Here is a 23,038-nt window from a genome sequence, read left to right on the forward strand (position 1 = left end):
CGATCTCGCTCGGCCCGCGGTGCTCACGCCGCACCCGGCCGAGGCCGCCCGCCTGCTCGGGGTCTCCACCCCCGCGGTGCAGGCCGACCGCCTCGCCGCCACCCGCGAGATCGCGCGGCGTCTGCGGGCGTGGGTCGTGCTCAAGGGCTGCGGCAGCGTCGTCGCGAGCCCCGCCGGCGACTGGTGGATCAACACCACCGGCAACCCGGCGATGGCCACCGCCGGCATGGGCGACGTGCTCACCGGCATCGTCGTCGCCCTGCTCGCCCGCGGCTGGCCGCCCGGCGACGCGCTGCTGGCGGCGGTGCACCTGCACGGCCTGGCCGGCGACCGCCACTGCGCCGCCCACGCGATCGACAGCGGTCTGCTCGCCGACGAAATCGCCCCGGCGGCGCGAGCCTGCTTCAACGCCTGGGTCCGCGAATCGGCATGAAAGCCAAAACCAAGCAAAAATCGCAACAAACTAGCTTAGATTCGATCAATTTTTCGCAACAATTCAGAGCAACATCCAGAAAATCGTCGTCGAATACAAAAAGGCCTTGACGCAGCATCGAGTGCTACCTATAATGCGCGCTCTAACTCACCGGGCGGTTAACTCAGCGGTAGAGTGCCACCTTCACACGGTGGAAGCCACTGGTTCGATCCCAGTACCGCCCACCAGATTCCAGCAAAAAGGCCTCGCAGATCGCGAGGCCTTTTTGCTTTGGGTGGTCGCCGTGGCCGCGCCCCGAAGGGCGCACCCTGCCCGCTCAACCCGGCCCCAGCCCGATTGGCGCCGGCGCCAGATTGACGATCTTCGAAAAGAGCTGCGCGTACTCGCCGGCCGCCCCTTCCCACGGGTTGTCGTTGGCCATGAAGGCCGCGTCGATTACCGCCCAGTCCTCGGGCAACAGGTGCTGTTCGGCGAGGGGGAAAACCTCGTGCTCCTCGGTGTTCATGTGCTGCCACTCCTCGTCGATATAGCCGAGCACCGCCGCATGGAAGGCCGCGAAGGCGGGCGGACCGTCGCGGCGAAAGGTCTCGGCGGCCGCCTCCAGGGCGCGGATGCGCGCCTCGCCGCGGGCGTGGTCGGCCTCCAGGCGGGCGATCACCGGCAGCGCCTCGGGGCAGCGCGCGCCCAGGCGGGCAAACAGGTAGTCGTTTTCCTTGGGGTGGTGGACCTTCTCGGGCAGCTTGTCGATGTATTCGATCATCGCCGCGATGAGCCCGAAATCGGCCTTCATCCGCCCCTTCTCGATGCCGTCGGTGAGCTGGCGCAGGCCGTTGAGCATGGCCGCGAGGGCGCGGTGTTCCTCGTGGATGATCCGCAGTGATTTCTTCATGGCGTGTCTCCAGGGCGGCGCGCGGCCGCCCGATTCGTGTTTCTCAAACCCCCAGGTGCTTCTGGATGATCGCCGGGTCGTCGCGCACCGTCTCGCTGTCACCGTCGAAGACGATCTGGCCTTTGACGAGGATCATCGCCCGGTCGCAGATGCTGGTGACCGCCGAGTGATTTTTGTCCACGATCACCGTGGCGATGCCGGTCTTGCGGATCTCCTTGACGATGCGCCAGATTTCCAGCGCGATCAGCGGCGCGAGGCCCTCGGTGGCTTCGTCGAGGATCAGCAGGTCGGGGTTGGTCATCAGCGCGCGGCCGATGGTGAGCATCTGCTGCTCACCGCCCGAGAGCTGCCAGCCGCCGTTGTTGATGCGCTCGCCCAGCCGCGGGAAGGTTTCCATCACCCGCTCGAAGGTCCAGTTGCGCTGCCCGTCGACGCCGGCGCGGGCCGCCATCTGCAGGTTTTCGCGCACCGACAGGTTGGGGAAGATGCCGCGCCCTTCGGGCACGTAGGCGATGCCGCGCTGCGCGGTGCGGTAGGTGGGCGCACGGGTGAAGTCGTCGCCACGCACCAGCACCCGGCCGTGGCGCGGCCGCACGATGCCGAGCAGGCTCTTGATCAGCGTGGTCTTGCCCATGCCGTTGCGGCCCATCAGCGCGATGCCCTCGCCCTGGCGGATGTGGAAGTCGATGCCGTGCAGGATGTGGCTGGCGCCGTAGTAGGTGTGAAGCGCCTTGGCTTCGAGCAGCATGCTAGACATGGAACGTGTCCTCCTCGCCGAGGTAAGCCTCCTGGACCGCCACGCTGGCGCGGATCTGCGCCGGCGGGCCGGATTCGAGCACCTGGCCGTTCACCATCACGGTGATGGTGTCGGCCACCGCGAACACGGCGTCCATGTCGTGCTCGACGAGCAGGATCGCGCGCGTCTCGCGCAGGCGCTTGAGCACCTCGACCATCCGCGCCGATTCGTCCGAGCCCATGCCGGCCAGCGGCTCGTCGAGCAGCAGCACCTGGGCGTCGGTGGCGAGCACCATGGCAATCTCGAGCTGGCGCTGCTCGCCGTGGCTGAGGATGCCGGCGATGCGCTCGGCGCGCCCGGCGAGGCCGGCCTCGTCGATGCAGGCCATCGCCTTGTCGATCGCCCACTGCTGCTTCATGGCCTGGCTGAAGATCCGCCACGGCTGCTGGCGCCGCGACTGGGCGGCGAGGCGCACGTTCTCGAGCACCGTGAACTTCGGGAAGATGTTGGTGCGCTGATAGCTGCGCCCGATGCCCACCTGGGAGCGCTGGGCGGCGGTCAGGCCGCTGATGTCGCGCCCCTGGAACAGGATCCTGCCGCTGCTCGGCGGCAGATCGCCCGACAGCATGTTGATGCAGGTGGATTTACCAGCGCCGTTGGGGCCCAGCAGCGCGTGCAGCTTGCCCCGCTCGAGGCTCAGGCATACGTCCTGGTTGGCGAGCAGGCCGCCGAAGCGCCGGGTGATCTTGTCGGCCACCAGCAGGGCCGCGTTGTTGTGCTCAGTCATTGATCGAGCCTCCCTGAAGGGCACGCTTGATGCGGCCGGGAATGGCGGACAGGCCGCCGGGCAGGAACAGCACGGCGGCGACGATCACGAGCCCCATCGCCAGCTGCCAGTGCTTGGTCCAGGCCGAGAACACTTCCTGCATCGCCACGAAGGCGAAGGCCCCGGCGATGGCGCCGACGAGGTTGCCCATGCCGCCGAGGATCACCATCAGCAGCACATTGCCCGACTGGTGCCACGACAGCAGCTCCGGCGTGACGAAACCGAACACCACCGCGTAGAGGTAACCGGCAACGCCGCCCAGCCCGCCCGCCAGCGCAAAGGCGGCGAGCTTGTAGCGGAAGGTGACGTAGCCCAGCGACTGCATCCGGTGCTCGTTGCTCTTGATGCCCACCAGCACCCGGCCGAAGGGCGACTTGAGCACCCGCGCCAGGAACAGGTAGACCAGCACCATCATGGCCAGGATGAAGTAATACAGGTGGGCCGGGTTGTCCAGGTCGAAGGGCTGGTAGCCGGCGATCTCGGCGGAGGGCTTCATGTTCACGTAGACGCCGTCTGAGCCGCCGCCCAGCGGCGTGTCGTGGAACGCGAAGAAGGCCATCTGGGCAAAGGCCAGCGTCACCATGATGAAGTAGATGCCCTTGGTGCGCAGCACGAACACACCGATCACCAGCGCCGCCAGGGTTGCCGCCGCCACCGCCGCCGGCAGCGTGAGCCACAGGCTGGCAGCTTCGTACTTGGGCGACATCAGCGCCACGGTGTAGGCCGCGATGCCGAAGTACGCGGCGTGGCCGAGGCTCACCAGCCCGGTGAAGCCCACCAGCAGGTCGAGGCTCATCGCAAAGATGGCCAGCACCAGGGTCTTGGCGATCATCTCGGTGTAGAAATCGGCGCCGGACAGCGGCACCAGCGCCAGGCCGACGACGCCGGCCAGCTTGAAGATCAGGTCGATTCGCATCGCGTCAGCCCTTCTTGAAGATGCCTTCGGGCCGCCACAGCAGCACCATGGCCATGACCACATACACCACCAAGCCCGACAGCTCGGGGACGATGACCTTGCCGAAGGTGTCCACGAAGCCGATGAGCAGCGCCGCCACCAGCGCGCCACACACCGACCCGATGCCGCCGATCACGACGATCACGAAGGAGATGATCAGCACGTGACTGCCCATGTTGGGGAACACCGACGAGATCGGCGCCGCCAGCATTCCCGCCAGCGCCGCCAAGGCCACCCCGAGGGCGAACACCACCCGGTAGATCATGTTGATGTTGATGCCCAGCGCCTCGACCATCACCCGGTCGTGGTTGCCGGCACGGATCATCATGCCCAGGCGGGTGCGCTGGATGACGAAATACAGGGCCACCGCCAGCACGATGCACACCGCCGAAATCACGAGCCTGTACACCGGGTAGCTCAGCACGTCCGACAGCGGAATCGAGGCGCTGAAGACGGCGGGGATGTCCACGCCGTGCACCTCGTCGCCCACCAGCAGGCTGCGTACCTCCTCGAAAATCAGGATCAGCCCGTAGGTGAGCAGCACCTGTTCCAGGTGGTCGCGCTTGTAGAGGTGCGAGAACAGCGCCCATTCGAGCAGCGCCCCGAAGATCAGCGCGAGCGGCACGCCCAGCAGGATCGCCATGAACAGGCTGCCGGTGGCGCTGGCCAGCACGAAGGCCAGATAGGCGCCGATCATGTAAAAGCTGCCGTGCGCGAGGTTGATGATGCCCATGATGCCGAACACCAGCGTCAGCCCGCTTGCCACCAGGAAAAGCAGCAAGCCGTACTGGAGCGAGTTCAGCGTCTGGATCAGGAAGGAAGCAAAATCCATGACGAGCTCCTACTCCCGGCCGCCGTGGGGCGACCGGGTCTGCGGATGAGTCGGAGAAAGGCGCGGTGGCTTAGAGCTTGCAGCCGCGGGCCGGGTCGGCGAGCGCCTTGATCGGCGTGCCGATCACCTTGTTCTGGCCGCCCTGCACTTCCCGCAGGTAGATGTCCTGCACCGGGTTGTGGGCCTTGGAGAGGGTGAAGGTGCCACGCGGGCTGTCGATGCGCGCCGCTTCCATCGCCTTGATGACCACGTCCTTCTGGCCGATGTCGCCGTTTGCCCCGGCCAGGCCCGCACGCAGCAGCTGGGCGGCGTCGTAGCCCTGCACCGCATACACGTCGGGCTGCAGCTTGTAGGTCTTGGCGTAACTCAGACGGAAGGTGGCGTCCTTCTTGTTGTCGAGGCCGTCGCCGTAATGCAGCGTGGTGAGCAGGCCCTTGCCGGCCTCGCCCATCGCCTCGAGGGTGCCGTCGGTCAGGAAACCCGCGCCGTAGAGGGGAATCGCATTCTTCAGGCCCGAGGCGGCGTAGTCCTTGGCGAACTTGGCCGCGCCGGCCCCGGCGAAGAAGACGTACACCGCATCCGGCTTGAGCGCCGCGATCTCGGCGAGGAAGGGCTGGAACTCCACGTTCGGGAAGGGCAGCGTCATTTCCTTGACGACCTTGCCGCCGCTCTGCTCGAAAGCCTCCTTGAAGCCTTCGATCGACTGCTGGCCGGCGGCGTACTTCCAGGTGAGGGTGACGACCTTCTTGTGGCCCTTCTGGGCCGCGACCTTGCCCATGGCGTAGGCCGGCTGCCAGTTGGTGAACGAAGTGCGGAACAGCGTCGGCGCGCACAGCGGGCCGGTCAGCTCGTCGGCACCGGCGTTGGGCACGATCAGCAGGGTCTTGTTCTCCCGGGCGACCTTGGCCATCGCCAGCGCCACGCCGGAGTGCACCGTGCCGACGAGCACGTCGACCTTGTCGCGCTTGATGAGCTTGTTGGCGTTCTCGGTGGCCTTGGCCGGATCGGACTCGTCATCGACGGTGAAGTACTCCACGTCGCGTCCGGCGAGCTTGCCGCCCTGCTCCGCCACGTAGAGCTTGAAACCGTTGGTGATGGCGGTGCCGAGCGCGGCGAAGGTGCCGGTGGCCGGCAGCATCAGGCCGACCCGGATCGGGCTGCCCTGGGCCAGCGCCGACGAGGCTCCGAACACCGACGCCATCAGCAGCGCGCCGGCAGCAAGCGTCCGCCGGGACGCACGGGCTCCTTTGAGTTGATTCATGTCCTTGTCTCCGTTGTTGTTTGTGTCCGTGCTACGCCTGCGGCGTGCCGGATTTTTAAGGTGAGGCAAACTCGCCATGGCGGACATCACCCTGACGAGTTTTTTCACAATCTCGAGAATTATGAAAGCGAATCTTTCAGTACCTCGCGTCGCGCCGCGCACAAAGTGCCGCGGGGCTCAGAGATGGTAGAAATCGAGCACCGCATTGATGCGGTCGTTGAGCAGCACCACGTGCTTGCGGGTGATCTTCCAGCTATCGCCGTCGGGGCGCAGGTGGTAGGTGGCGTAGCCGTAGAAGCAATCGGAAACGTCGAAGCGATAGTGATGGGTCACCCAGTTCGCCTTCACCTCGAAGCGGCCGTCGTCCAGCTCGCGCACGCGCACATTGCTGATCTGGTGCATCGTGCGCGGCATCGGCGTGGATGCGGCCGACCGACCGGTGCGCAGGCGGAACACCCGGTCCTCCAGGCCCGAACGGTTGGCGTAGTAGATCAGCGACATGCCGCGCCGCGGGTCGGTGGTGTACTGGTGCTCGGACTCCCACTGGGGCACATGAAACTCGCTGTCCTCGTCGAACAGCGCGAGGTAGTCGTCCCAGGCCTGGCTGTCGCACAGCTCGGCCTTGCGGTAGAGGAATTGCTCGACGGAATACTGCTGTTTCGGGGTCATCTGTTTACTCCTGAGTGGCGGCGTTCGACAGTTGCCGCGCCTTGCGCTCCAGCCCCTTCAGCAGCGACTGCTGCCAGGCGCCGTGCTGATTGACGTAGAGGCCTTCCTGGGTGAATTCGGTGCCGGTCAGGACCGGCCGGATGCCGATCGTCTCGCTGTTGGCTGTGGCGCCGACCGTCCACTTGTGGTGCCCGCGGGAGATGTCGCTCCAGCGCTCCAGGCGGGCCTGGAAGCCACGCTGGGCCTCGCGGAACTCCACCAGATCGTCCGGCGTGCCCATGCCCGAGACGTTGAAGAAATCCTCGAACTGGCGGATGCGGCTCTCCCGGTCCGCGTCCGACTCGCCCTTCACGCCGATGCACTGGCTGATCACCTCGGTCTTGTTCCACGCCAGCGGGCGGATGATCCGCAGCTGCGAGCTGATCTGGTCCATGAAGAACAGGCTGGGGTAGATGTTGAGGTTGCGCAGCCGGTGCATCATCCACTCCGCCTTGCCCTGGCCGTGGGTCTCGACGAGACGCGGCATGATCGAGGCGTAGCCGGGACGCACCGACGGGTTCGGCATGTCCGAGAACAGCAGGCTGTGCCCGTTGCGGAACGAGAACCAGCCATCGTCGGTGGCCGCGTCGCCGGCGCCGAGCTTGCTGTAGTCGAGGGTGCTGCTGACCGCGCCCCCCTTCTCGGCATTGACCTGGTGACGCTGCTTGACGGTGACGACGTAATTGAAATGCACGGTGCTCACGTGGTAGCCGTCGAGCCCGTTCTCGCACTGCAGCTTCCAGTTGCCGTCGAAGGTGTAGGTCGAGCGTCCCGGCAGCACTTCCAGCTCGCCGGTGGGCGACTGGGCGACCATCATGTCGAAGAAGACCTTCGCGTCGCCGAGGTAGTCCTCCAGCGAATCGGTGCCCTCCACGTCGAGGCTGATGAACACGAAGCCCTTGTAACTCTCGACACGGGCTTTTTTCAGGTTGTGCTTCGAGACGTCGAAATCCGCCGCGTACTGGTCGCCGGCCTTCACCTTGAGCAGGCGCCCGTCGGCCTTGTAGGTCCAGGCGTGAAAGGGGCAGGTGAAGCTCGACGCACGCCCCTTGCAGACCCGGGTCAGGGTGGCGCCGCGATGCTGGCAGGCATTGACCAGCGCATTGAGGCTGCCGTCGGCGCCCCGGGTGATGATCATCGGCTGACGGCCGGCGCGCATCGTCACGTAGTCGTTGGGGTTGGGGAGCTCGCTCTCGTGGCAGGCATAGATCCAGTTCTTCTCGAAGATCATCTCCATCTCGAGATCGAACAGGTCCGGCTCGGTGAACATGTCCCGGGCGATCCGGTAAACGCCCTCGTCCGGGCGGAAATCCAGGCAGCCGTTGACGAACGTGCGCCACTCGGCAATGGTCTTTTGGGTATTCATGGTGTGCCCTCGTGTCAGGTTGTGCGACGAGGACAATTAAAGGGGCTCGGGCCGCCGCGGACTATCCGCCCGCTCGCCGAGCGCTATCCGTTTTTTCCGGATGGTCGAGAACGCCACGGCGCACGAGCCCGAAGGCTTGCACCCGCCGCCAGCTCGTCTATCATTTAAAAAAACAAATCCATAAATAAACAATATTTATCAAAACGCTCGCCGGTCCGGATGCTTACCCCCCTCGACGCCCCCTCGCCCGCCGTCCGGGTCGTCCGCCACTACGCGGACGGCGCCCTGTCGTGGATGACCGCCGTCTGCGGCCCCCACTGGCTCAAGGTGGGTCGCCCCAGCCGGCTGCAGTTCCATCATTCAGGCGGTGTGCTCAAGGGCATGGCCACCAAGATGGGTGTCATCGAATACGGCACCGACGTCACTATCGGCATCCGCGACGAAGCCCCGCTCAACAGCTACAGCCTCAGCCTGCCCCTGGACGGCGAGCAGGAGCTCGCCACCGGCGAACGCAGGGTTCGCTCCGACCGCGACACCGGCCTCATCGTCACCCCCGACATCAACCAGGAACTGGCCATCGCCGGCAACTGCCGCAAGATTCTCGTCGCCATCCCGCGTCCGGCGATGCGCCAGGTGCTCGAGGAACTGCTCCAGCGCCCCGCCGACGCCGCGCTGGCCTTCGAGCCGTCGATGGACGCCATCCACGGCAGCCAGGCCGCCTGGTGGCGGATGGTCCGCCACATGCTCGGCGAGTTCGAGAACGCCAGCGGCCTGTACGCCCACAGCGTCTTCGCCGGCGATCTCGAGAAGGCGCTGATCAAGGGCCTGATCCTCGCCCAGCCCAACAACTACTCGGCTGAACTGCAGCAGGCCGACGGCCGCAAACTGCCCCACTACCTGGTCAAGGCCCGCGACTTCATCCACGCCCACGCCCGCGACGAGCTGCGGCTCGAAGACATCGAAGCCGCCGCCGGCGTCGGCCGCTCGACGCTGTTCGACGCGTTCCGCCAGCACGTCGGGCTCGCCCCGATGGCCTACCTGAAGAAATTCCGCCTCGAACAAGTCCGCCGCCAGCTGATCGAGGATCGCTCCGGCCACAACGTCTCGGCCATCGCCATCGACTGGGGCTTCACCCACCTGGGGCGTTTTTCGGTGGACTACAAGAAGCGCTTCGGCGAGGCGCCCTCCCAGACCGCTGCGCGGCATCAGGTCCGAGCGCCACGCTGAAAGCCGCCGAAGTCAGCCTGTTTCAGTACATTACCGGATTCTGATAATCTTCCTCGGACCATCAAAACAACGAGGAGACACGCGCATGAAAGGGAGACTCATCGCCGCCGGCCTGGCGCTGGCCGCGGTCGTCGGCGGCGCCCACGCCACCGACCTCAAGCGGGCCGAGGAAATCGTCGGCGGACGCTGCTTCATCTGCCACGGCATGGAGGGCGAAGCCGCCTCCGCCCTGTATCCGCGCCTCGCCGCGCAGCACGCCGAATACATCGCCAAGCAGCTCGGCGACTTCAAGAGCGGCAAGCGCAAGAGCGAGACGATGGCCGGCATGGCCGCCGATCTCACGCCCGAGGAAATGAAAGCCCTCGGCCAGTTCTTCCAGAAAAAACCTGCCACCCGCAGCGACGCCGCCGACGCCGATCTGGCCGGCGTGGGGCGCTACATCTTCACCAAAGGCAACCCCTATTCGGGCGTCGCCGCGTGCGTCTCCTGCCACGGGCCGAAGGGCTATGGCACGCCACTGCTGCCGCGCCTGGCCGGTCAGCAGGCGCTCTACCTCGAGAACCAGCTCAAGCAGTTCAACACCCGCGAGCGCAACAACGACAACGCGGTGATGCATTCCATCGCCTCGAAGCTCACCGAACTCGAGGTCAAGGCCGTCGCCAGCTACATCTCGACGCTCGACTGAAGCCGCCCACGCGCACCACGAAAAAAGCCACCCCGCGGGGCGGCTTTTTTCGTCGTCGGGCAAACGCGTCAGACCAGCATGTCGGCCCAGATGTTCTTCGCCCAGGCCAGCGCCGCCTTGCCCTCGATCTCGTTGGCCGCCGCCGACACGCCGCCGGCGCCCGGCACCGGCAGCACCGTCTTCTTGTCGGCGTCGTACTGGTGCACCGAGGCCACGTGGATCACGTTCTTCGAATCCACGAAGCTGTAGCAGGTGTTCATCACCACCGGCGTCGGATTGGGCGCCTCGCCGGCCAGCAGGTTGAGAATCGCCGCGGCGGTCACCTTGGCGTGCTGGTTGGCCATGTGGCCGGACTTGGGCATCGTCGGCGCCGGGAAGATCGCGTCCCCGATCACGTGCACGCCCGGGGTGTTCACCGACTCGAAGCTCAACCAGTCGATATCCACCCAACGCCCGTTGATGAGCTTGACGCCCGATTTCGCGGCGATGTCGCCGGCGCGCTGGGGCGGCACCACGTTGAGCACGTCGACCTTCACCTTGTCGAACTCCAGGATCGCCGTGCGGCTGGCCGCATCCACCTCGCGCAGCTCGCTGTTCGGACGGTATTCCAGGATGCCTGCGTATTTCTCGAAAGCCTTGGTGAACAACGCCTTCTTGGAGGTGATCTCCTCGTTGGCGTCGAGCACCAGCACCTTGGATTTCGGCTTCTTCTGCTTGAGGTAGTTGGCCACCAGGCACGCCCGCTCGTAGGGCCCGGGCGGGCAGCGGTAAGGGGCCTTGGGGATCGTCAGCGCATACACGCCGCCGTCCGGCATGTCTTCGAGCTGCTTGCGCAGGGCCACCGTCTGGGCGCCGGCCTTCCAGGCGTGGAGCACCGTGGCCCGGGCCGCCTCGGTCTCCAGGCCGGGCACCTGGTCGAACATGAAATCCACGCCCGGCGACAACACCAGCCGGTCGTAGCGCAGCTCGGCGCCGCCGGCGAGCTTCACCTTGCGACCGGCCGCGTCGATGGCGGTGACGCTGTCCTGCAGCACCTTCACGCCCCAGTGGTCGCGCAGCCCCTCGTAGCCCATCGTGATGTCGGCCAGGGTCTTGTCGCCGCCGATCACCAGATTCGAGATCGGGCACGAGACGAACTGCGGATTGCGCTCGACGAGGGTCACGTCCACGCCCTTGTCGCTCCACATGCGCAGGTACTTGGCCACCGTCGCCCCGCCGTAGCCGCCGCCCACCACCACCACATGGCCGCGCGGACGGCTGCCGCCCAGGGCGCAGCCGCCCAGCATCGGCAGCGCCAGCACGCCGGCGCCAAGGGCGGCCGTCTTCAGGAAATCGCGTCGATTCTGCATGGCGTCCGTCCCCCTCACTTGCGGGCGGCGAAGTACGCCGCGATCAGTTCGAGCTGGGCCTCGGTGTAGCCCTTCGAGATCTGATGCATGATCGTTGCCGGCTTGGCGCCGGAGCGGAAATCCCGCAGCTTCTGCATCAGCTTGTCCTTGTCGGTGCCGGCCAGCGCCTCGTTGCCCGAGCCCGGCACGGCGCGGCCGTCGGTGCCGTGGCAGTTGGCGCAGGTGGCGGCCAGGTTGCGCGCGAGGTTCGGATCGGGCTGGCCGGCGGCCTGCGCGATGCCGCCGGCGCCGAGCAGGCAGACGGCAGTCGTCCATCGAAGCAGTTTCATTACATCTCCTCCTTGGGTCCGCCGTAGCGGTGAGCGGTTGGACCAGCTTTTTTATTGTTCTCCGGAGCCGATTGCCGGAGCAAGCGGCGGAGGCCGTCGATCTGCGGCCTTTCGTCAATCCTTGTTTCCCGTGCCCGTTTTGGTGCGACGCATCAATATTAGCAATTGACTATATAAGATTATGGTTATAAATTGTTCCAAATCAAGGGAGAAAAAACTTTTATGGCGCGCCTCGACGCCCGCTCCCGCGATCACGCCAACCGGAACACGGGAGAGAGACATCCATGGCAGATCAGCCGACCCGGCGCGGGCGGGTACGCCCCGCGCCCGAACACTTCCTGAACCAGGCCGACATCGCCGCCGTCAAGGACGGCCGTCGCGATTTCCTGCGCCAGGCCTTCCTCGCCGCATCCGCCGCGCTGGCCACGCCCGGCCTGGCCCGCGCCGCCGCTGCCGGCGACCCCGCGATCCTCGACCTGCCACCGTGGACCACCAGCCTCGGTCAGCCCGTCGCCGCGCGCCCCTACGGCCTGCCCTCGCAGTACGAGAAGAGCCTGCAGCGCCGCGAGTCGCCGGGCCTCACGCGGATGCCGCAGGTGTCGGTGTCGTTCACCCCGCTGCAGGGGCTGTTCGGCATCATCACCCCGTCGGGCCTGCACTTCGAGCGCCATCACCAGGGCTGGAGCGACATTGATCCGTCCAGGCATCGCCTGATGGTGCATGGCACCGACGAGGGCTTCGTGAAGCAGCCACGGGTCTACGCTGTCGATGACATCCTGCGCCTGCCGCCGGTCTCGCGGATGCATTTCATCGAGTGCGGCGCCAACACCGGCATGGAATGGGGCAACGTGGCGGTGCCCACCGTGCAGTACAGCCACGGCATGCTGAGCTGCTCGGAATTCACCGGCGTGCCCCTGCGGCTGATCCTCGAAGACTGCGGCATCGACTGGAAGAAAGCCAAGTACGTGCTCGCCGAGGGTGCCGACGGTTCGTCGATGACCCGCACGATCCCCATCGAACTCGTGCAATCCGACGAGGTGCTGGTCGCCTACGGCCAGAACGGCGAAATGCTGCGCCCCGAAAACGGCTACCCGCTGCGCCTCGTGGTGCCCGGCGTGCAGGGCGTGAGCTGGGTGAAGTGGCTGCGCCGCATCGAAGTGGGCGACAAGCCCTGGGCCACCAAGGACGAGGCGATCCACTACATCGACCTGATGCCCGACGGCCAGCACCGCCAGTACACCTCCACGCAGGAGTGCAAGTCGGTCATCACCACCCCGTCTGGCGGGCAGATCCTGCTCGACAAGGGCTTTTACAACATCTCGGGGCTGGCCTGGTCGGGGCGGGGAAAGGTCAAGCATGTTGACGTATCCACCGACGGTGGCATCAACTGGCGCCGTGCCCGCCTCGAAGGGCCGGTCAATTCCAAGTGCCTGACCCGCTTCAACATCGACTGGGCCTGGGACGGCAAGCCGGCGATCCTGCAATCCCGCGCCACCGACGAAACCGGCTACGTCCAGCCGTCCTACGGCCAGTTGCGGGCGGTGCGCGGCAGCAAGTCGATCTATCACAACAACGCCATCCAGTCCTGGAAGGTGGTCGAAAGCGGGGAGGTGAGCAATGTCCAGGTTCTCTAAGCCGCTGATCGCCGTGGCGCTGGCCGCGATCGCCGCCGGCGCCATCGCCGACGGCAAGTACCCTGGCGTCGGCCGCACCGCCACGCCGGCCGAAATCCGCGCCTGGGACATCGACGTGCGCCCCGACTTCAAGGGCCTGCGCCCCGGCAGCGGCAGCGTGGCCCAGGGCGAAACCGCCTGGGAGGCCAAGTGCGCGTCCTGCCACGGCAGCTTCGGCGAATCCAACGAGGTGCACACCCCGCTGATCGGTGGCACCACCCAGGACGACATCAAGACCGGCCACGTGGCGGCCCTCGTCAAGGGCAACGTCCCCCAGCGCAGCGCGATCATGAAGGTGGCGACGGTATCGACGCTGTTCGACTACATCAACCGCGCCATGCCGCTCACCGCGCCCAAATCCCTCGGCAACGACGAGGTCTATGCGCTGGTCGCCTACCTGCTCAACCAGGCCGACGTGGTGCCCGCCGATTTCGTGCTGTCCGACCGCAACATCGCCGACGTGCAGGCCCGTATGCCCAACCGCAACGGCATGACCACCGACCACGGCCTGTGGCCCGGCGCGCCCGCCAGCAAGGGCGGCATCGGCAACGGCGGCAGACCCGACGTGAAGAACGTCGCCTGCATGAGCCACTGCAAGACCGAGGTGAAGATCGGCTCGCTGCTGCCGGCCTACGCCGAAACCGCCCACGGCAACCTCGCCGAGCAGAACCGCACGGTGGGCCCGGTGCGTGGCAAGGACACCTCGGCCAAGGCGGCGGCCGCCCAGCCCGCAGCGGCGCCCAGCGGCAACGCCACGGCGGCAAAGCTGGCCGCCGACAGCGGCTGCATGGCCTGCCACGGCGTCGCCAACAAGGTCGTCGGCCCGGCGTACACCGAGGTCGCAGCCCGCTACGCCGGCCAGGCGGACGCCGAAACCCGCCTCGCCGCCAAGGTCAAGGCCGGCGGCCAGGGCACCTGGGGCGCGATCCCGATGCCGCCGCACACCCAGCTCAAGGACGACGACATCCGCCGCCTCGTGAAGTGGATTCTGTCGGGCGCCCAGGCGCAGTAACCCGAGATCAACCAAGGAGAGAGACGCATGAACAACCAACGCCGTGACATCCTCAAGGCGGGCGGCGGGCTCGGCCTGTTCGGCCTGCTCGTCGCCGCCGGCCTCATCACGCCGGGCGAAGCCCGCGCCGAATGGAACAAGGCCGCCTTCGACGCCAAGAACATCGACGAAACCCTCAAAGCCATGGGCGCCACCGGCCCGGCCACCTCCGCCGAGGTGCAGCTTACCGCGCCGGACATCGCCGAGAACGGCGCCGTGGTGCCGGTGGGGGTGGTGTCGACGCTGGCTGGCGTCGAGGCCATCGCCATCCTCGTCGAGAAGAACCCCAACCCGCTCGCCGCCAGCTTCGTGCTGCCCGCCGGCACCGAGCCGTCGGTGCAGACCCGCGTCAAGATGGGCCAGACTTCCGACGTCTATGCCCTGGTCAAGGCCGGCGGCAAGTTCTACATGGCGAAGAAGGAAATCAAGGTCACCCTCGGCGGCTGCGGCGGCTGAGCCCGCGCGCTGCACTACAGAAAGGAATCGAAATGGCAGATCCGATGAAGATTCGCGCGAGCGCGAAGGACGGCGTCACCGAAGTGAAGGTGCTGATGAGCCACGAGATGGAAACCGGCCAGCGCAAGGACGCGTCCGGCAACCTCGTGCCGGCCCACTTCATCACCGAGGTGAGCGCCGAGCACAACGGCCGCCAGGTGCTGGCCGCCCAGTTCGGCACCGCGGTGTCGAAGAACCCGCTGCTGGTCTTCAAGTTCAAGGGCGGCGCCAAAGGCGACAAGATCACCGTGAGCTGGGTGGACAACAAGGGCGACAAACGCACCGACGAAGTCCAGATCAACTGATCCGGTCACGGGGGCGAGCCCTCGCCCCCGCCCGAACAAGACCGCCCCGAGGCGGCCGGGACACCCCGACACAGGAGGAAGACAGATGCACGCACGACTGCACGCGCTCGTCGCCGTGGCGGCCTTCGGCATGGCCGGCCACGCCGCCGCGCAGGGCTCGACGATGGACGAGATCGCCAAATATCGCGAGATGCTGGCCGACGGCAACCCCGCCGAGCTGCTCGAACTCAAGGGCGAGGCGCTCTGGAAGAAGCCCCGCGGCCCCAAGAACGCCAGCCTCGAACAGTGCGACCTGGGCCTCGGTCCGGGCAAGCTCGACGGCGCCTACGCCCAGCTCCCCCGCTACTTCGCCGACACCGGAAAGGTGATGGACGCCGAATCCCGCGTCGTTCACTGCATGATGACGCTGCAGGGCCTGAGCTACGAGGAGGCGACCCGCAACTGGTATTCGAAGCCCGGCCAGGATTCGGACATCGAGGCGCTGGTGACCTACATCGGCGGCAAGTCCAACGGCGCAAAGATCAACGTGCCCGCGCGTCACCCCGAGGAAGCGCGCATGGCCAAGGTGGGCGAGTACATCTTCTACCGCCGCAGCGGCCCGCAGGATTTCTCCTGCGCGATCTGCCACGGCCAGGAAGGCAAGCGCATCCGCCTGCAGGAACTGGGCAAGCTCACCACCCCGGCCGGCGCCGGCACCGCGATGGGCAACTGGCCGTCGTACCGCGTGTCGCAAGGCGCGGTGTGGACCATGCAGCGACGCCTCATCGACTGCATGCGCCAGGCCCGCTGGCCCGAGCCGAGCTATCTCGCCGATTCGATCATCGCCCTGGAAACCTTCCTCCAGAAGACCGCCAGCGGCACCGTGATGCAGACCCCCGGCATCAAGCGCTGAGTCCCGGAGACGACCATGAAAAACACCGTCATCGCCGCCCTCCTCGCCCTGGGCGCCACCGGCACCCACGCCGCCGACCCGGTCGCCTTCCAGGCCGAGCAGATCTTCCGCAGCGGCTTCCGCCCCGACAACCCCAAATATTGGATGGCCCGCCTCGACCAGGACGAGGCCATGCGCCTGTGCAGCCAGTACAAGGACAATCCGCCGCCCAAAGTGCGCGCCCAGATCGAGAAGGCCCAGCAGGCCACGATCCGCTACCCGGTCGAGGGCAAGCTGATCGGCGACTGGAAGGAAGGCGAGAAGCTCGCCGCGGTGGGCACCGGCGGCCACATCGGCTTCATCCAGCCCGACCCGCCGGGCCGCGTGCGTGGCGGCAACTGCTACGCCTGCCACCAGCTGGCGAAGAAGGAAGTCGCCTACGGCACCATCGGCCCGAGCCTCCAGCACTTCGGCAAGCTGCGCGGCAACAGCGACGAGATCATCAAGTACGCCTACGACAAGATCTACAACTCCAACGCCTTCACCGCCTGCACCAACATGCCGCGCTTCGGGCTGCACAACTGGCTGACGCCGGAGCAGATCACCCACATCGTCGCCTTCCTGGTCGATCCCGAATCGCCCGTGAACAAAGACTGAACGGAGACCACCGCATGTCCATGAACCGTCGGGATTTCCTCCAGGTGCTGGCCGTCGCCGCGGCCGGCGGCCTCAGCCTGCACAGCAATCCGTCCGAAGCCGCAAAGGCCGCCGCGCGCATGTACGACCTGCCGCGCTTCGGCTCGGTGAGCCTGCTCCACATGACCGACTGCCACGCGCAGCTCCTGCCGATCCACTTCCGCGAGCCGGACGTAAACCTCGGCATCGGCCCGATGGCCGGGCAGGTGCCGCACCTCGTCGGCGAGCACCTGCTGCGCCACTTCGGCATCCGCCCCGGTACGCCGGAGGCCCACGCCTTCACGTATCTGGATTTCGTGAAGGCCGCCAAAACCTACGGCAAGGTCGGCGGCTTTGCCCACCTCGCCACGCTGGTCAAGCAGCTCAAGGCCAGCCGGCCCGGCGCGCTGCTGCTCGATGGCGGTGACACCTGGCAGGGCTCCGGCCTCAGCCTGTGGACCAACGCCCAGGACATGGTCGATGCCTGCAAGCTGCTGGGCGTCGACGTGATGACGCTGCACTGGGAAGCCACCTACGGCGAAGCCCGCGTCAAGGAGATCGAGGAGAAGGATTTCGCCGGCAAGGTGGACATCGTCGCCCAGAACGTCAAGACCGCCGACTTCGGCGACCCGGTGTTCAAGCCCTACGTGATCCGCAACATCAACGGCGTGCCGGTGGCCATCGTCGGCCAGGCCTTCCCCTACACGCCCATCGCCAACCCACGCTGGCAGATTCCCAACTGGAGCTACGGCATCCAGGACGACAACCTCCAGAAGGTGGTGGACGAAGCCCGCGCCGCCGGCGCCCAGGTGGTGGTCGTGCTGTCCCACAACGGCATGGACGTGGACCTCAAGATGGCCAGCCGCGTGCGCGGCGTGGACGCCATCCTCGGCGGCCACACCCACGACGGCGTGCCCGCACCGGTGATCGTCAAGAACGCCGGCGGTCAGACGCTGGTCACCAACGCCGGCTCCAACGGCAAATACCTCGGCGTGCTCGATCTCGACGTGAAAGCCGGCAAGGTCGTCGACTTCCGCTACAAGCTGCTGCCCATCTTCGCCAACCTGATCCCCGCCGATCCGGCGATGGACGCGCTCATCAAGCAGATGCGCGCGCCCTACGAAGGCAAGCTGGCCGAAAAGCTCGCCGTCACCGAGGGCCTGCTGTATCGCCGCGGCAACTTCAACGGCGCGTGGGATCAGCTCATCCTCGACGCCCTGCTCGCCGAGAAGAACGCCGAAATCGCCTTCTCGCCCGGCTTTCGCTGGGGCACCAGCCTGCTGCCCGGCGACACCATCCGCATGGAGCATCTGCTCGACCAGACCGCCATCACCTACCCGTGGACCACCGTCACGATGATGAGTGGCGCGCAGATCAAGACCGTGCTCGAGGACGTCTGCGACAACCTCTTCAACCCCGACCCGTACTACCAGCAGGGCGGCGACATGGTGCGGGTGGGCGGCCTGCAGTACACCTGCGACCCCACCGCCGCCATGGGCCGACGCATCACCGACATGCGCCTCGCCGGCCAGCCCCTCGACGCCGGCAAGACCTACAAGGTCGCCGGCTGGGCGCCGGTGTCGGAGGACGCGAAGAACGCCGGCGGCGAGGCGGTGTGGGATCTGGTGGCCCGCTACCTCAAGGGCCAGAAGGTGATCCACCCCCGCGCCCTCAACCTGCCCACCCTCAAGGGCATGGCCGGCAACCCCGGCATGGCCTGAACGGCCCCGCCCAGCCCCTCAAGGAGACGACGATGGTCCGTCGCAACGCATCCCTCCCCACACGGCCCCGGGCCGTCGTCGCCTTCCTTGTCGCGCTGCTGGCCCTGCTCGGCGCCGGCCACGCTGCCGCCCAGGCGCTCACCCCGGTGCGCGTCGCCGAGCACGTCTGGTACGTGCGCGGCGATCCGGGCATGGCCTCCGCCGCCAACCGGGGCTTCAACAGCAACGCCGGCTTCGTCGTCACCCGCGACAGCGTGGTCGTCATCGACGCCCTCGGCACACCGCCGCTGGGCGAGGCGCTACTCGCCGCGATCCGCACGGTGAGCGACAAGCCCGTCCGCCGGGTGATCCTCACCCACTACCACGCCGACCACTTCTACGGCCTGCCTGCCTTCAAGGCTGCCGGCGCCGAAGTCTGGGCCCACCGGGCCGGCCGCGCCTACTTCACCAGCGGTGAGGCCGCCGCCCGCCTCGCCCAGCGCCGACAGGATCTCTTCCCGTGGGTGGACGACACCACCCGCCTCGTCGAGGCCGACCGCTGGCTCGACGGAGACACGACCTTCGAGGAGGGCGGCCTGCACTTCCAGGTGCGCTTCGTGGGCCCGGCCCATTCGTCCGAAGACCTGATGGTGAGCGTCGACGAGGACGGCGTGGTGTTCTGCGGCGACCTCATCTTCGCCGGCCGGGTGCCCTTCGTCGGCAACGCCGACAGCCGCCGCTGGCTGGCCGCCATCGACCGCCTCGCGGCCCTCAAGCCGAAGATCCTCGTCACCGGCCACGGCGCCCACGCCACCGACGCGGCCGCCAACCTCGCCCTGACCCGCGACTACCTCACCTACCTGCGCGCGCAGATGGGCAAGGCCGTGGACGAGATGATCCCCTTCGACGAAGCCTACGCCCGCACCGACTGGACGCGCTTCAGCACACTGCCGGCTTTCGAGGCCGCCAACCGCATCAACGCCTACGGCACCTACCTGACCCTCGAACGGGAATCCCTCGGGCAATGAACGCATGAAAGCCCGACTGCGCGCCATCGTGCTGGCCCTTCTCGCCGGAAGCGCTGGCGCCCTCTCCGGCACGCCCCTCGAAGCCAGCCTGCACGCCCCGACCGACCGGCCCGACCGACTCTACGTGGTGCTGTTCAGCCTGCCCGACTGCGCCTACTGCGTGCCCATCCGCAACGCCTACCTGCCGGCCCTGCCCGACGACCCGCGCTTTGGCGCCCGCGTGCGCATCCGCGAAATCGTGATCGGCAGCCCGCGCCTGCTCACCGACTTCGACGGGAAGCCCGCCCGCCACGCCGACCTGGCCCACCGTTACGGCGTGAAGTTCGCGCCCACCGTGCTGTTCCTCGACGCCCGCGGCGCGGCGCGGGCCGCCCCGCTTCCCGGCGGCGACGGCAGCGGGCTCTACGGCGGCTACCTGGAAAGCCGCGTGCTGCAGGCGCTCGACGCGGGGGCGGCGGCCCCCCGATGAGTGCCGCTCACTCGAAGTGGTAGTACCGATGGTTGAGCCAGGCCACCACGTCCTCCTCGTCCTCCGGAAACCAGCCGACCCTCAGCTCGTTGGCGCAGTAGCTCACCTGAGCGGCGAGCTGAGCCAGACTCTTCACCCGCCGCTCGCTGCGCAGGTAAAGTTGGCTGCCGTCGCCTCCCACCAGCCGCTGATGGCAGGCCGCGCAGTTCTTTTCGGCGACGTGCTTCTCGCCGACGGCCGGATCGCCGCCCGCCGGACTCGCCGCGGCCCAGCCCAGGCCGGCCGTCAGCACCAGAAAACGCATTGCAGTCATGGTCAGCCTCCCCGGAGGTTGGATCGAACGACACTCACGGAGGAAGTATGAAACATTTTGCCGCCAGCGCCATGCTCGCGCTCCTCGCCCTCACCCTGCCCGTGGCCGGCCACGCCGACGTCGATCCGGCCAGCGTGCCCGCCCCCAAGCGCACCCGGCTGCAGCTCTACCTGGACGCCCGGGAGGCCAACGACGTCGTCGCCCGCGATCCGGCCCATACCCTGTTCCTCGACGTGCGCACCCGCGCCGAGGCCATGTACGTCGGCATGCCCACGCCGGTGGACGCCCTCGTGCCCTACATGGAACACCCCGAGCTGATGAGCGACTGGGACGAACAGCGCAGCGCCTACCAGCTCCTGCCCAACAGCGACTTCGTCAGCGAGGCCGACCGGCGGCTCAAGGCCAAGGGGCTGGCCAGGAACGACCGGGTGATCCTCATCTGCCGCTCCGGCGATCGCAGCGCGCGCGCCGCCGACCTCCTGACCAACGCCGGCTACACGCGGGTCTACAGTGTCGTCGAAGGCTTCGAGGGCGACGCCGCCAAGGATGGCCCGAAGGCCGGCCAGCGCGTCGTCAACGGCTGGAAGAACGCCGGCCTGCCCTGGAGCTACAAGCTCGACAAGGCCAAGATGTACTTCCCCCGCTGAGGGGCGGGCCGGCCCGCCGCGACGCGCGCCACTTTGCGCCGGCAGGCCGAAGCCCGCTAAGCTACGGGGTCCGGCTTCCCCGATCGTCACCGCCATGCCCCGAATCCGCTCCCTCGCGCTCGCCGCCACCGCAGTCCTCCTCACCGTCGCCGCCCCCGCCCACGCCGGCAAGACCCTCGACGCCGTCAAGGCCCGGGGCCAGCTCGCCTGCGGCGTGAGCACCGGCGTCATCGGCTTCTCGGCCGCCGACAGCCAGGGCCAGTGGCGCGGGCTCGACGTGGACGTGTGCCGCGCCCTCGCCGCCGCCGTGCTGGGCGACCCCAACAAGGTGCGCTGGGTGCCGCTCAACTCGCAGCAGCGCTTCACCGCCATCCAGTCGGGCGAGGTGGACGTCCTGTCCCGCAACACCACCTGGAGCCTCACCCGCGACGCCGCCCTCGGCCTGCACTTCACCGCCGTCACCTACTACGACGGGCAGGGCTTCATGGTGGCGAAGAAGACCAAGGTCACCAGCGCCCGGCAACTCAAGAACGCCGAAATCTGCGTGCAGTCCGGCACCACCACCGAAAAGAACCTCGCCGACTGGTTCCGCGCCCAGGGCATCAAGGTCAAGCCGGTGGTCTTCGACAAGTTCGAGCCCTCGATCAAGGCGTTCTTCAGCGGCCGTTGCCAGGCCTACACCACCGACGCCTCGGCGCTGGCCTTCATCCGCAGCAAGGAAGCGCCCAATCCCGACGACTACCTCGTGCTGCCCGAGATCATCTCCAAGGAGCCCCTCGGCCCGGCGGTGCGCCGCGGCGACGACGAGTGGTTCGCCATCGTGAAATGGGTGGTCCAGGCGCTTGTCGAAGCCGAGGAACTCGGCATCACCCAGGGCAAGGTGGACGCCCTCAGGACGTCCCCCGATCCGGCCGTGCAACGCTTCCTGGGCGTCGGCGAAGACCTGGGCAAGAGCCTCGGCCTCGACCGCGAATGGGCCGCCCGCGCCGTCAAGGCCGGTGGCAACTACGGCGAGATCTTCGAACGCAACGTCGGCACCGGCTCACCCCTCAAGTTGCCCCGCGGCCTCAACGCCCAGTGGAACAAGGGCGGCCTGATGTACGGCCTGCCGCTGCGCTGACCGGCCCGCCGGCCTCGCAGCGATGCACGACACGCCCCCCTCCACCGCCGCCCGCGCCATCCAGGCGCTGATCGTCCTCGCCGTCGCCGGGCTGCTGGCGCTACTCGCGGTCACCGCCGCCGGCCACCTCGCGCAGCGCGGCATCCGCAGCGGCTTCGACTTCCTGCTCGAGCCCGCCGGCTTCACGCTGGGCGAGAGCCTGCTTCCCGTCGACGCGGGGGATTCGACCCTGCGCGCCTTCGTCGCCGGGCTGGCCAACACGCTGCGCCTGGCCCTGCCCGGCGCCGCGCTGGCCTTCGGGGTGGGCATCGTGGTCGGCTTCGGGCGGATCGCCGACAACCCGCTGGTGCGCCGCCTCGCCAGCGCCTACGTGAGTGCCTTTCGCAACATCCCGCTGCTGCTCCAGCTGCTGGCCTGGTATTTCATCCTCACCGACCTGCTCCCCGCCGCCGACGCCGCGCTACGCCTCGCGCCCGGGGTGTACCTCAGCAAATCGGGGCTGGCCCTGCCGTGGTGGGGCGAGGCCGGTTTCGAACTGCCCGAACCGGCCGGCTTCGGCATTGACGGGGGCGCCCGCCTGACCCCCGAATACCTCGCCATGCTGATCGGCCTGGTGCTCTACAGCGCCGCCTACATCGCCGAAATCCTGCGCGCCGCGCTCGAGGCCCTGCCGCCCGGACAACGCCTCGCCGCCCTGGCGACGGGCATGACGCCGCGCCAGGCCTTCCGCTACGTGCTGCTGCCCCAGGCCTGGCGCGCCGCCCTGCCACCGGTGACGAGCCAGCTCCTCAACCTCTTCAAGAACGCCTCGCTGGCCGTCGCCATCGGCTACCCGGACCTGGTCTCGGTGGCCGGCACCAGCCTCAACCAGACCGGCCGCGCCATCGAATGCCTGTCGATCGTGATCGCGGTGTACCTGCTGCTGTCCCTCGTCGCGGCGGCAATCAGCCACCGGCTGGAGCGGCGCGTGCTGCGCGGGAGCGTCGCGTGAGCCAACCGGCGCGCGCACGCGCGATGGACCTCGCCGCCCTCGGGCGTCGCCTGCTCGGCGACCCGCTCAACGCCGCACTCACGCTGCTGGTCGTGGCCGCCCTC

At 67.6% G+C, this 23,038-nt stretch carries 26 protein-coding genes and 1 tRNA gene; 16 read left to right on the top strand and 11 right to left on the bottom strand.

What is annotated here, in order from left to right; genetic code table 11:
* Together ACE3P2_RS10895 and ACE3P2_RS10900 are read left to right on the top strand one after the other, a co-directional pair.
* The coding region (locus ACE3P2_RS10895) for an NAD(P)H-hydrate dehydratase (protein ID WP_374264311.1) at positions 1 to 433 on the top strand (433 nt) is incomplete at its 5' end.
* A 152-nt stretch (positions 434 to 585) separates the two neighbouring features.
* A tRNA-Val gene (locus ACE3P2_RS10900) sits at positions 586 to 660 on the top strand.
* Positions 661 to 749: 89 nt separating this feature from the next.
* On the opposite strand, the gene ACE3P2_RS10905 is transcribed toward ACE3P2_RS10900, so the two are convergent.
* From ACE3P2_RS10905 to antA, 8 genes are all read right to left on the bottom strand, one after another.
* The gene (locus ACE3P2_RS10905) at positions 750 to 1,322 is read right to left on the bottom strand and encodes a hemerythrin domain-containing protein (protein WP_374264313.1); all 573 of its coding nucleotides are present in this window, start codon (positions 1,320 to 1,322) and stop codon (positions 750 to 752) included.
* A gap of 43 nt (positions 1,323 to 1,365) precedes the next feature.
* Entirely contained in the window at positions 1,366 to 2,079 is a 714-nt protein-coding gene (locus tag ACE3P2_RS10910; RefSeq protein ID WP_374264315.1) for an ABC transporter ATP-binding protein, read from the bottom strand.
* The gene (locus ACE3P2_RS10915) at positions 2,072 to 2,845 is read right to left on the bottom strand and encodes an ABC transporter ATP-binding protein (RefSeq protein WP_374264317.1); all 774 of its coding nucleotides are present in this window, start codon (positions 2,843 to 2,845) and stop codon (positions 2,072 to 2,074) included. The genes ACE3P2_RS10910 and ACE3P2_RS10915 overlap by 8 nt, the downstream gene beginning before the upstream one ends.
* Positions 2,838 to 3,800, bottom strand: coding sequence for a branched-chain amino acid ABC transporter permease (locus ACE3P2_RS10920; RefSeq protein WP_374264319.1), 963 nt, complete (start codon positions 3,798 to 3,800; stop codon positions 2,838 to 2,840). Before ACE3P2_RS10920 ends, ACE3P2_RS10915 begins: the two co-directional genes overlap by 8 nt.
* A 4-nt stretch (positions 3,801 to 3,804) precedes the next feature.
* Positions 3,805 to 4,671: a branched-chain amino acid ABC transporter permease gene (locus ACE3P2_RS10925; RefSeq protein ID WP_374264321.1), complete on the bottom strand. Its 867-nt coding sequence runs from the start codon at positions 4,669 to 4,671 to the stop codon at positions 3,805 to 3,807.
* A gap of 70 nt (positions 4,672 to 4,741) precedes the next feature.
* Positions 4,742 to 5,872: an ABC transporter substrate-binding protein gene (locus ACE3P2_RS10930; protein WP_374264361.1), complete on the bottom strand. Its 1,131-nt coding sequence runs from the start codon at positions 5,870 to 5,872 to the stop codon at positions 4,742 to 4,744.
* 237 nt (positions 5,873 to 6,109) lie between these two features.
* Positions 6,110 to 6,601 carry an anthranilate 1,2-dioxygenase small subunit gene (gene antB / locus ACE3P2_RS10935; RefSeq protein WP_374264323.1) on the bottom strand — a complete coding sequence of 164 codons (492 nt, stop codon included), beginning with the start codon at positions 6,599 to 6,601 and terminating at the stop codon, positions 6,110 to 6,112.
* A 4-nt stretch (positions 6,602 to 6,605) separates the two neighbouring features.
* Positions 6,606 to 8,006 (bottom strand): anthranilate 1,2-dioxygenase large subunit, encoded by a 1,401-nt coding sequence (antA, locus tag ACE3P2_RS10940; protein WP_374264325.1) that lies wholly within the window; start codon positions 8,004 to 8,006, stop codon positions 6,606 to 6,608.
* A 219-nt stretch (positions 8,007 to 8,225) separates the two neighbouring features.
* On the opposite strand from antA, the gene ACE3P2_RS10945 reads away from it, so the two are divergent.
* Entirely contained in the window at positions 8,226 to 9,233 is a 1,008-nt protein-coding gene (locus tag ACE3P2_RS10945; RefSeq protein WP_374264327.1) for an AraC family transcriptional regulator, read from the top strand.
* A gap of 85 nt (positions 9,234 to 9,318) precedes the next feature.
* A complete protein-coding gene (locus tag ACE3P2_RS10950) occupies positions 9,319 to 9,918 on the top strand; it encodes a cytochrome c (RefSeq protein ID WP_374264329.1) in 600 nt (199 codons plus the stop codon).
* A gap of 68 nt (positions 9,919 to 9,986) precedes the next feature.
* Here ACE3P2_RS10950 and ACE3P2_RS10955 read toward each other — a convergent pair whose 3' ends face one another.
* On the bottom strand, positions 9,987 to 11,267 hold the full coding sequence (locus tag ACE3P2_RS10955) for an FCSD flavin-binding domain-containing protein (protein ID WP_374264331.1): 1,281 nt from the start codon (positions 11,265 to 11,267) through the stop codon (positions 9,987 to 9,989).
* Positions 11,268 to 11,281: 14 nt separating this feature from the next.
* Entirely contained in the window at positions 11,282 to 11,596 is a 315-nt protein-coding gene (locus ACE3P2_RS10960; RefSeq protein WP_374264333.1) for a cytochrome c, read from the bottom strand.
* A gap of 284 nt (positions 11,597 to 11,880) precedes the next feature.
* Here ACE3P2_RS10960 and soxC point away from each other — a divergent pair, with 284 nt between their 5' ends.
* The 9 genes from soxC (at position 11,881) to ACE3P2_RS11005 (ending at position 19,863) form a co-directional block, all read left to right on the top strand.
* Positions 11,881 to 13,230 carry a sulfite dehydrogenase gene (gene soxC, locus ACE3P2_RS10965; protein ID WP_374264335.1) on the top strand — a complete coding sequence of 450 codons (1,350 nt, stop codon included), beginning with the start codon at positions 11,881 to 11,883 and terminating at the stop codon, positions 13,228 to 13,230.
* The gene (locus tag ACE3P2_RS10970) at positions 13,214 to 14,281 is read left to right on the top strand and encodes a c-type cytochrome (protein WP_374264337.1); all 1,068 of its coding nucleotides are present in this window, start codon (positions 13,214 to 13,216) and stop codon (positions 14,279 to 14,281) included. Before soxC ends, ACE3P2_RS10970 begins: the two co-directional genes overlap by 17 nt.
* A 27-nt stretch (positions 14,282 to 14,308) precedes the next feature.
* Complete coding sequence (gene soxY / locus ACE3P2_RS10975) at positions 14,309 to 14,776, top strand: thiosulfate oxidation carrier protein SoxY (RefSeq protein WP_374264339.1); 468 nt, start codon at positions 14,309 to 14,311, stop codon at positions 14,774 to 14,776.
* 32 nt (positions 14,777 to 14,808) lie between these two features.
* Complete coding sequence (gene soxZ, locus ACE3P2_RS10980; RefSeq protein WP_374264341.1) at positions 14,809 to 15,120, top strand: thiosulfate oxidation carrier complex protein SoxZ; 312 nt, start codon at positions 14,809 to 14,811, stop codon at positions 15,118 to 15,120.
* An 85-nt stretch (positions 15,121 to 15,205) separates the two neighbouring features.
* The gene (gene soxA, locus ACE3P2_RS10985) at positions 15,206 to 16,012 is read left to right on the top strand and encodes a sulfur oxidation c-type cytochrome SoxA (RefSeq protein WP_374264343.1); all 807 of its coding nucleotides are present in this window, start codon (positions 15,206 to 15,208) and stop codon (positions 16,010 to 16,012) included.
* A gap of 15 nt (positions 16,013 to 16,027) precedes the next feature.
* A complete protein-coding gene (gene soxX / locus ACE3P2_RS10990) occupies positions 16,028 to 16,648 on the top strand; it encodes a sulfur oxidation c-type cytochrome SoxX (RefSeq protein ID WP_374264345.1) in 621 nt (206 codons plus the stop codon).
* Between the two features lie 14 nt (positions 16,649 to 16,662).
* On the top strand, positions 16,663 to 18,387 hold the full coding sequence (gene soxB, locus ACE3P2_RS10995; protein ID WP_374264347.1) for a thiosulfohydrolase SoxB: 1,725 nt from the start codon (positions 16,663 to 16,665) through the stop codon (positions 18,385 to 18,387).
* 32 nt (positions 18,388 to 18,419) lie between these two features.
* Positions 18,420 to 19,394 carry an MBL fold metallo-hydrolase gene (locus ACE3P2_RS11000; protein ID WP_374264349.1) on the top strand — a complete coding sequence of 325 codons (975 nt, stop codon included), beginning with the start codon at positions 18,420 to 18,422 and terminating at the stop codon, positions 19,392 to 19,394.
* A 4-nt stretch (positions 19,395 to 19,398) separates the two neighbouring features.
* The gene (locus ACE3P2_RS11005) at positions 19,399 to 19,863 is read left to right on the top strand and encodes a thioredoxin fold domain-containing protein (protein WP_374264351.1); all 465 of its coding nucleotides are present in this window, start codon (positions 19,399 to 19,401) and stop codon (positions 19,861 to 19,863) included.
* A 7-nt stretch (positions 19,864 to 19,870) separates the two neighbouring features.
* Here the strand turns inward: ACE3P2_RS11005 and ACE3P2_RS11010 are convergent, their stop codons facing one another.
* Positions 19,871 to 20,176 carry a cytochrome c gene (locus tag ACE3P2_RS11010; protein ID WP_374264353.1) on the bottom strand — a complete coding sequence of 102 codons (306 nt, stop codon included), beginning with the start codon at positions 20,174 to 20,176 and terminating at the stop codon, positions 19,871 to 19,873.
* 47 nt (positions 20,177 to 20,223) lie between these two features.
* Here ACE3P2_RS11010 and ACE3P2_RS11015 point away from each other — a divergent pair, with 47 nt between their 5' ends.
* From ACE3P2_RS11015 to ACE3P2_RS11025, 3 genes are all read left to right on the top strand, one after another.
* The gene (locus ACE3P2_RS11015; RefSeq protein ID WP_374264355.1) at positions 20,224 to 20,823 is read left to right on the top strand and encodes a rhodanese-like domain-containing protein; all 600 of its coding nucleotides are present in this window, start codon (positions 20,224 to 20,226) and stop codon (positions 20,821 to 20,823) included.
* A gap of 94 nt (positions 20,824 to 20,917) precedes the next feature.
* Positions 20,918 to 21,943, top strand: coding sequence for an amino acid ABC transporter substrate-binding protein (locus ACE3P2_RS11020; RefSeq protein ID WP_374264357.1), 1,026 nt, complete (start codon positions 20,918 to 20,920; stop codon positions 21,941 to 21,943).
* A gap of 22 nt (positions 21,944 to 21,965) precedes the next feature.
* The gene (locus tag ACE3P2_RS11025) at positions 21,966 to 22,934 is read left to right on the top strand and encodes an ABC transporter permease subunit (protein ID WP_374264359.1); all 969 of its coding nucleotides are present in this window, start codon (positions 21,966 to 21,968) and stop codon (positions 22,932 to 22,934) included.
* The last annotated feature ends 104 nt before the right edge of the window (positions 22,935 to 23,038 follow it).

Origin of the sequence: Zoogloea sp., from assembly GCF_041911615.1 — a bacterium.
In the GTDB taxonomy this organism is placed as follows: Bacteria; Pseudomonadota; Gammaproteobacteria; order Burkholderiales; family Rhodocyclaceae; genus Zoogloea.

Bases quoted from the DNA above. Each gene is read 5' to 3' on its own strand.
- ACE3P2_RS10905 (WP_374264313.1), bottom strand. From the start codon at position 1,322: ATGAAGAAATCACTGCGGATCATCCACGAGGAACACCGCGCCCTCGCG.
- ACE3P2_RS10910 (WP_374264315.1), bottom strand. From the start codon at position 2,079: ATGTCTAGCATGCTGCTCGAAGCCAAGGCGCTTCACACCTACTACGGC.
- ACE3P2_RS10915 (WP_374264317.1), bottom strand. From the start codon at position 2,845: ATGACTGAGCACAACAACGCGGCCCTGCTGGTGGCCGACAAGATCACC.
- ACE3P2_RS10920 (WP_374264319.1), bottom strand. From the start codon at position 3,800: ATGCGAATCGACCTGATCTTCAAGCTGGCCGGCGTCGTCGGCCTGGCG.
- ACE3P2_RS10925 (WP_374264321.1), bottom strand. From the start codon at position 4,671: ATGGATTTTGCTTCCTTCCTGATCCAGACGCTGAACTCGCTCCAGTAC.
- ACE3P2_RS10930 (WP_374264361.1), bottom strand. From the start codon at position 5,872: ATGGCGTCGGTGTTCGGAGCCTCGTCGGCGCTGGCCCAGGGCAGCCCG.
- antB (WP_374264323.1), bottom strand. From the start codon at position 6,601: ATGACCCCGAAACAGCAGTATTCCGTCGAGCAATTCCTCTACCGCAAG.
- antA (WP_374264325.1), bottom strand. From the start codon at position 8,006: ATGAATACCCAAAAGACCATTGCCGAGTGGCGCACGTTCGTCAACGGC.
- ACE3P2_RS10945 (WP_374264327.1), top strand. From the start codon at position 8,226: ATGCTTACCCCCCTCGACGCCCCCTCGCCCGCCGTCCGGGTCGTCCGC.
- ACE3P2_RS10950 (WP_374264329.1), top strand. From the start codon at position 9,319: ATGAAAGGGAGACTCATCGCCGCCGGCCTGGCGCTGGCCGCGGTCGTC.
- ACE3P2_RS10955 (WP_374264331.1), bottom strand. From the start codon at position 11,267: ATGCAGAATCGACGCGATTTCCTGAAGACGGCCGCCCTTGGCGCCGGC.
- ACE3P2_RS10960 (WP_374264333.1), bottom strand. From the start codon at position 11,596: ATGAAACTGCTTCGATGGACGACTGCCGTCTGCCTGCTCGGCGCCGGC.
- soxC (WP_374264335.1), top strand. From the start codon at position 11,881: ATGGCAGATCAGCCGACCCGGCGCGGGCGGGTACGCCCCGCGCCCGAA.
- ACE3P2_RS10970 (WP_374264337.1), top strand. From the start codon at position 13,214: ATGTCCAGGTTCTCTAAGCCGCTGATCGCCGTGGCGCTGGCCGCGATC.
- soxY (WP_374264339.1), top strand. From the start codon at position 14,309: ATGAACAACCAACGCCGTGACATCCTCAAGGCGGGCGGCGGGCTCGGC.
- soxZ (WP_374264341.1), top strand. From the start codon at position 14,809: ATGGCAGATCCGATGAAGATTCGCGCGAGCGCGAAGGACGGCGTCACC.
- soxA (WP_374264343.1), top strand. From the start codon at position 15,206: ATGCACGCACGACTGCACGCGCTCGTCGCCGTGGCGGCCTTCGGCATG.
- soxX (WP_374264345.1), top strand. From the start codon at position 16,028: ATGAAAAACACCGTCATCGCCGCCCTCCTCGCCCTGGGCGCCACCGGC.
- soxB (WP_374264347.1), top strand. From the start codon at position 16,663: ATGTCCATGAACCGTCGGGATTTCCTCCAGGTGCTGGCCGTCGCCGCG.
- ACE3P2_RS11000 (WP_374264349.1), top strand. From the start codon at position 18,420: ATGGTCCGTCGCAACGCATCCCTCCCCACACGGCCCCGGGCCGTCGTC.
- ACE3P2_RS11005 (WP_374264351.1), top strand. From the start codon at position 19,399: ATGAAAGCCCGACTGCGCGCCATCGTGCTGGCCCTTCTCGCCGGAAGC.
- ACE3P2_RS11010 (WP_374264353.1), bottom strand. From the start codon at position 20,176: ATGACTGCAATGCGTTTTCTGGTGCTGACGGCCGGCCTGGGCTGGGCC.
- ACE3P2_RS11015 (WP_374264355.1), top strand. From the start codon at position 20,224: ATGAAACATTTTGCCGCCAGCGCCATGCTCGCGCTCCTCGCCCTCACC.
- ACE3P2_RS11020 (WP_374264357.1), top strand. From the start codon at position 20,918: ATGCCCCGAATCCGCTCCCTCGCGCTCGCCGCCACCGCAGTCCTCCTC.
- ACE3P2_RS11025 (WP_374264359.1), top strand. From the start codon at position 21,966: ATGCACGACACGCCCCCCTCCACCGCCGCCCGCGCCATCCAGGCGCTG.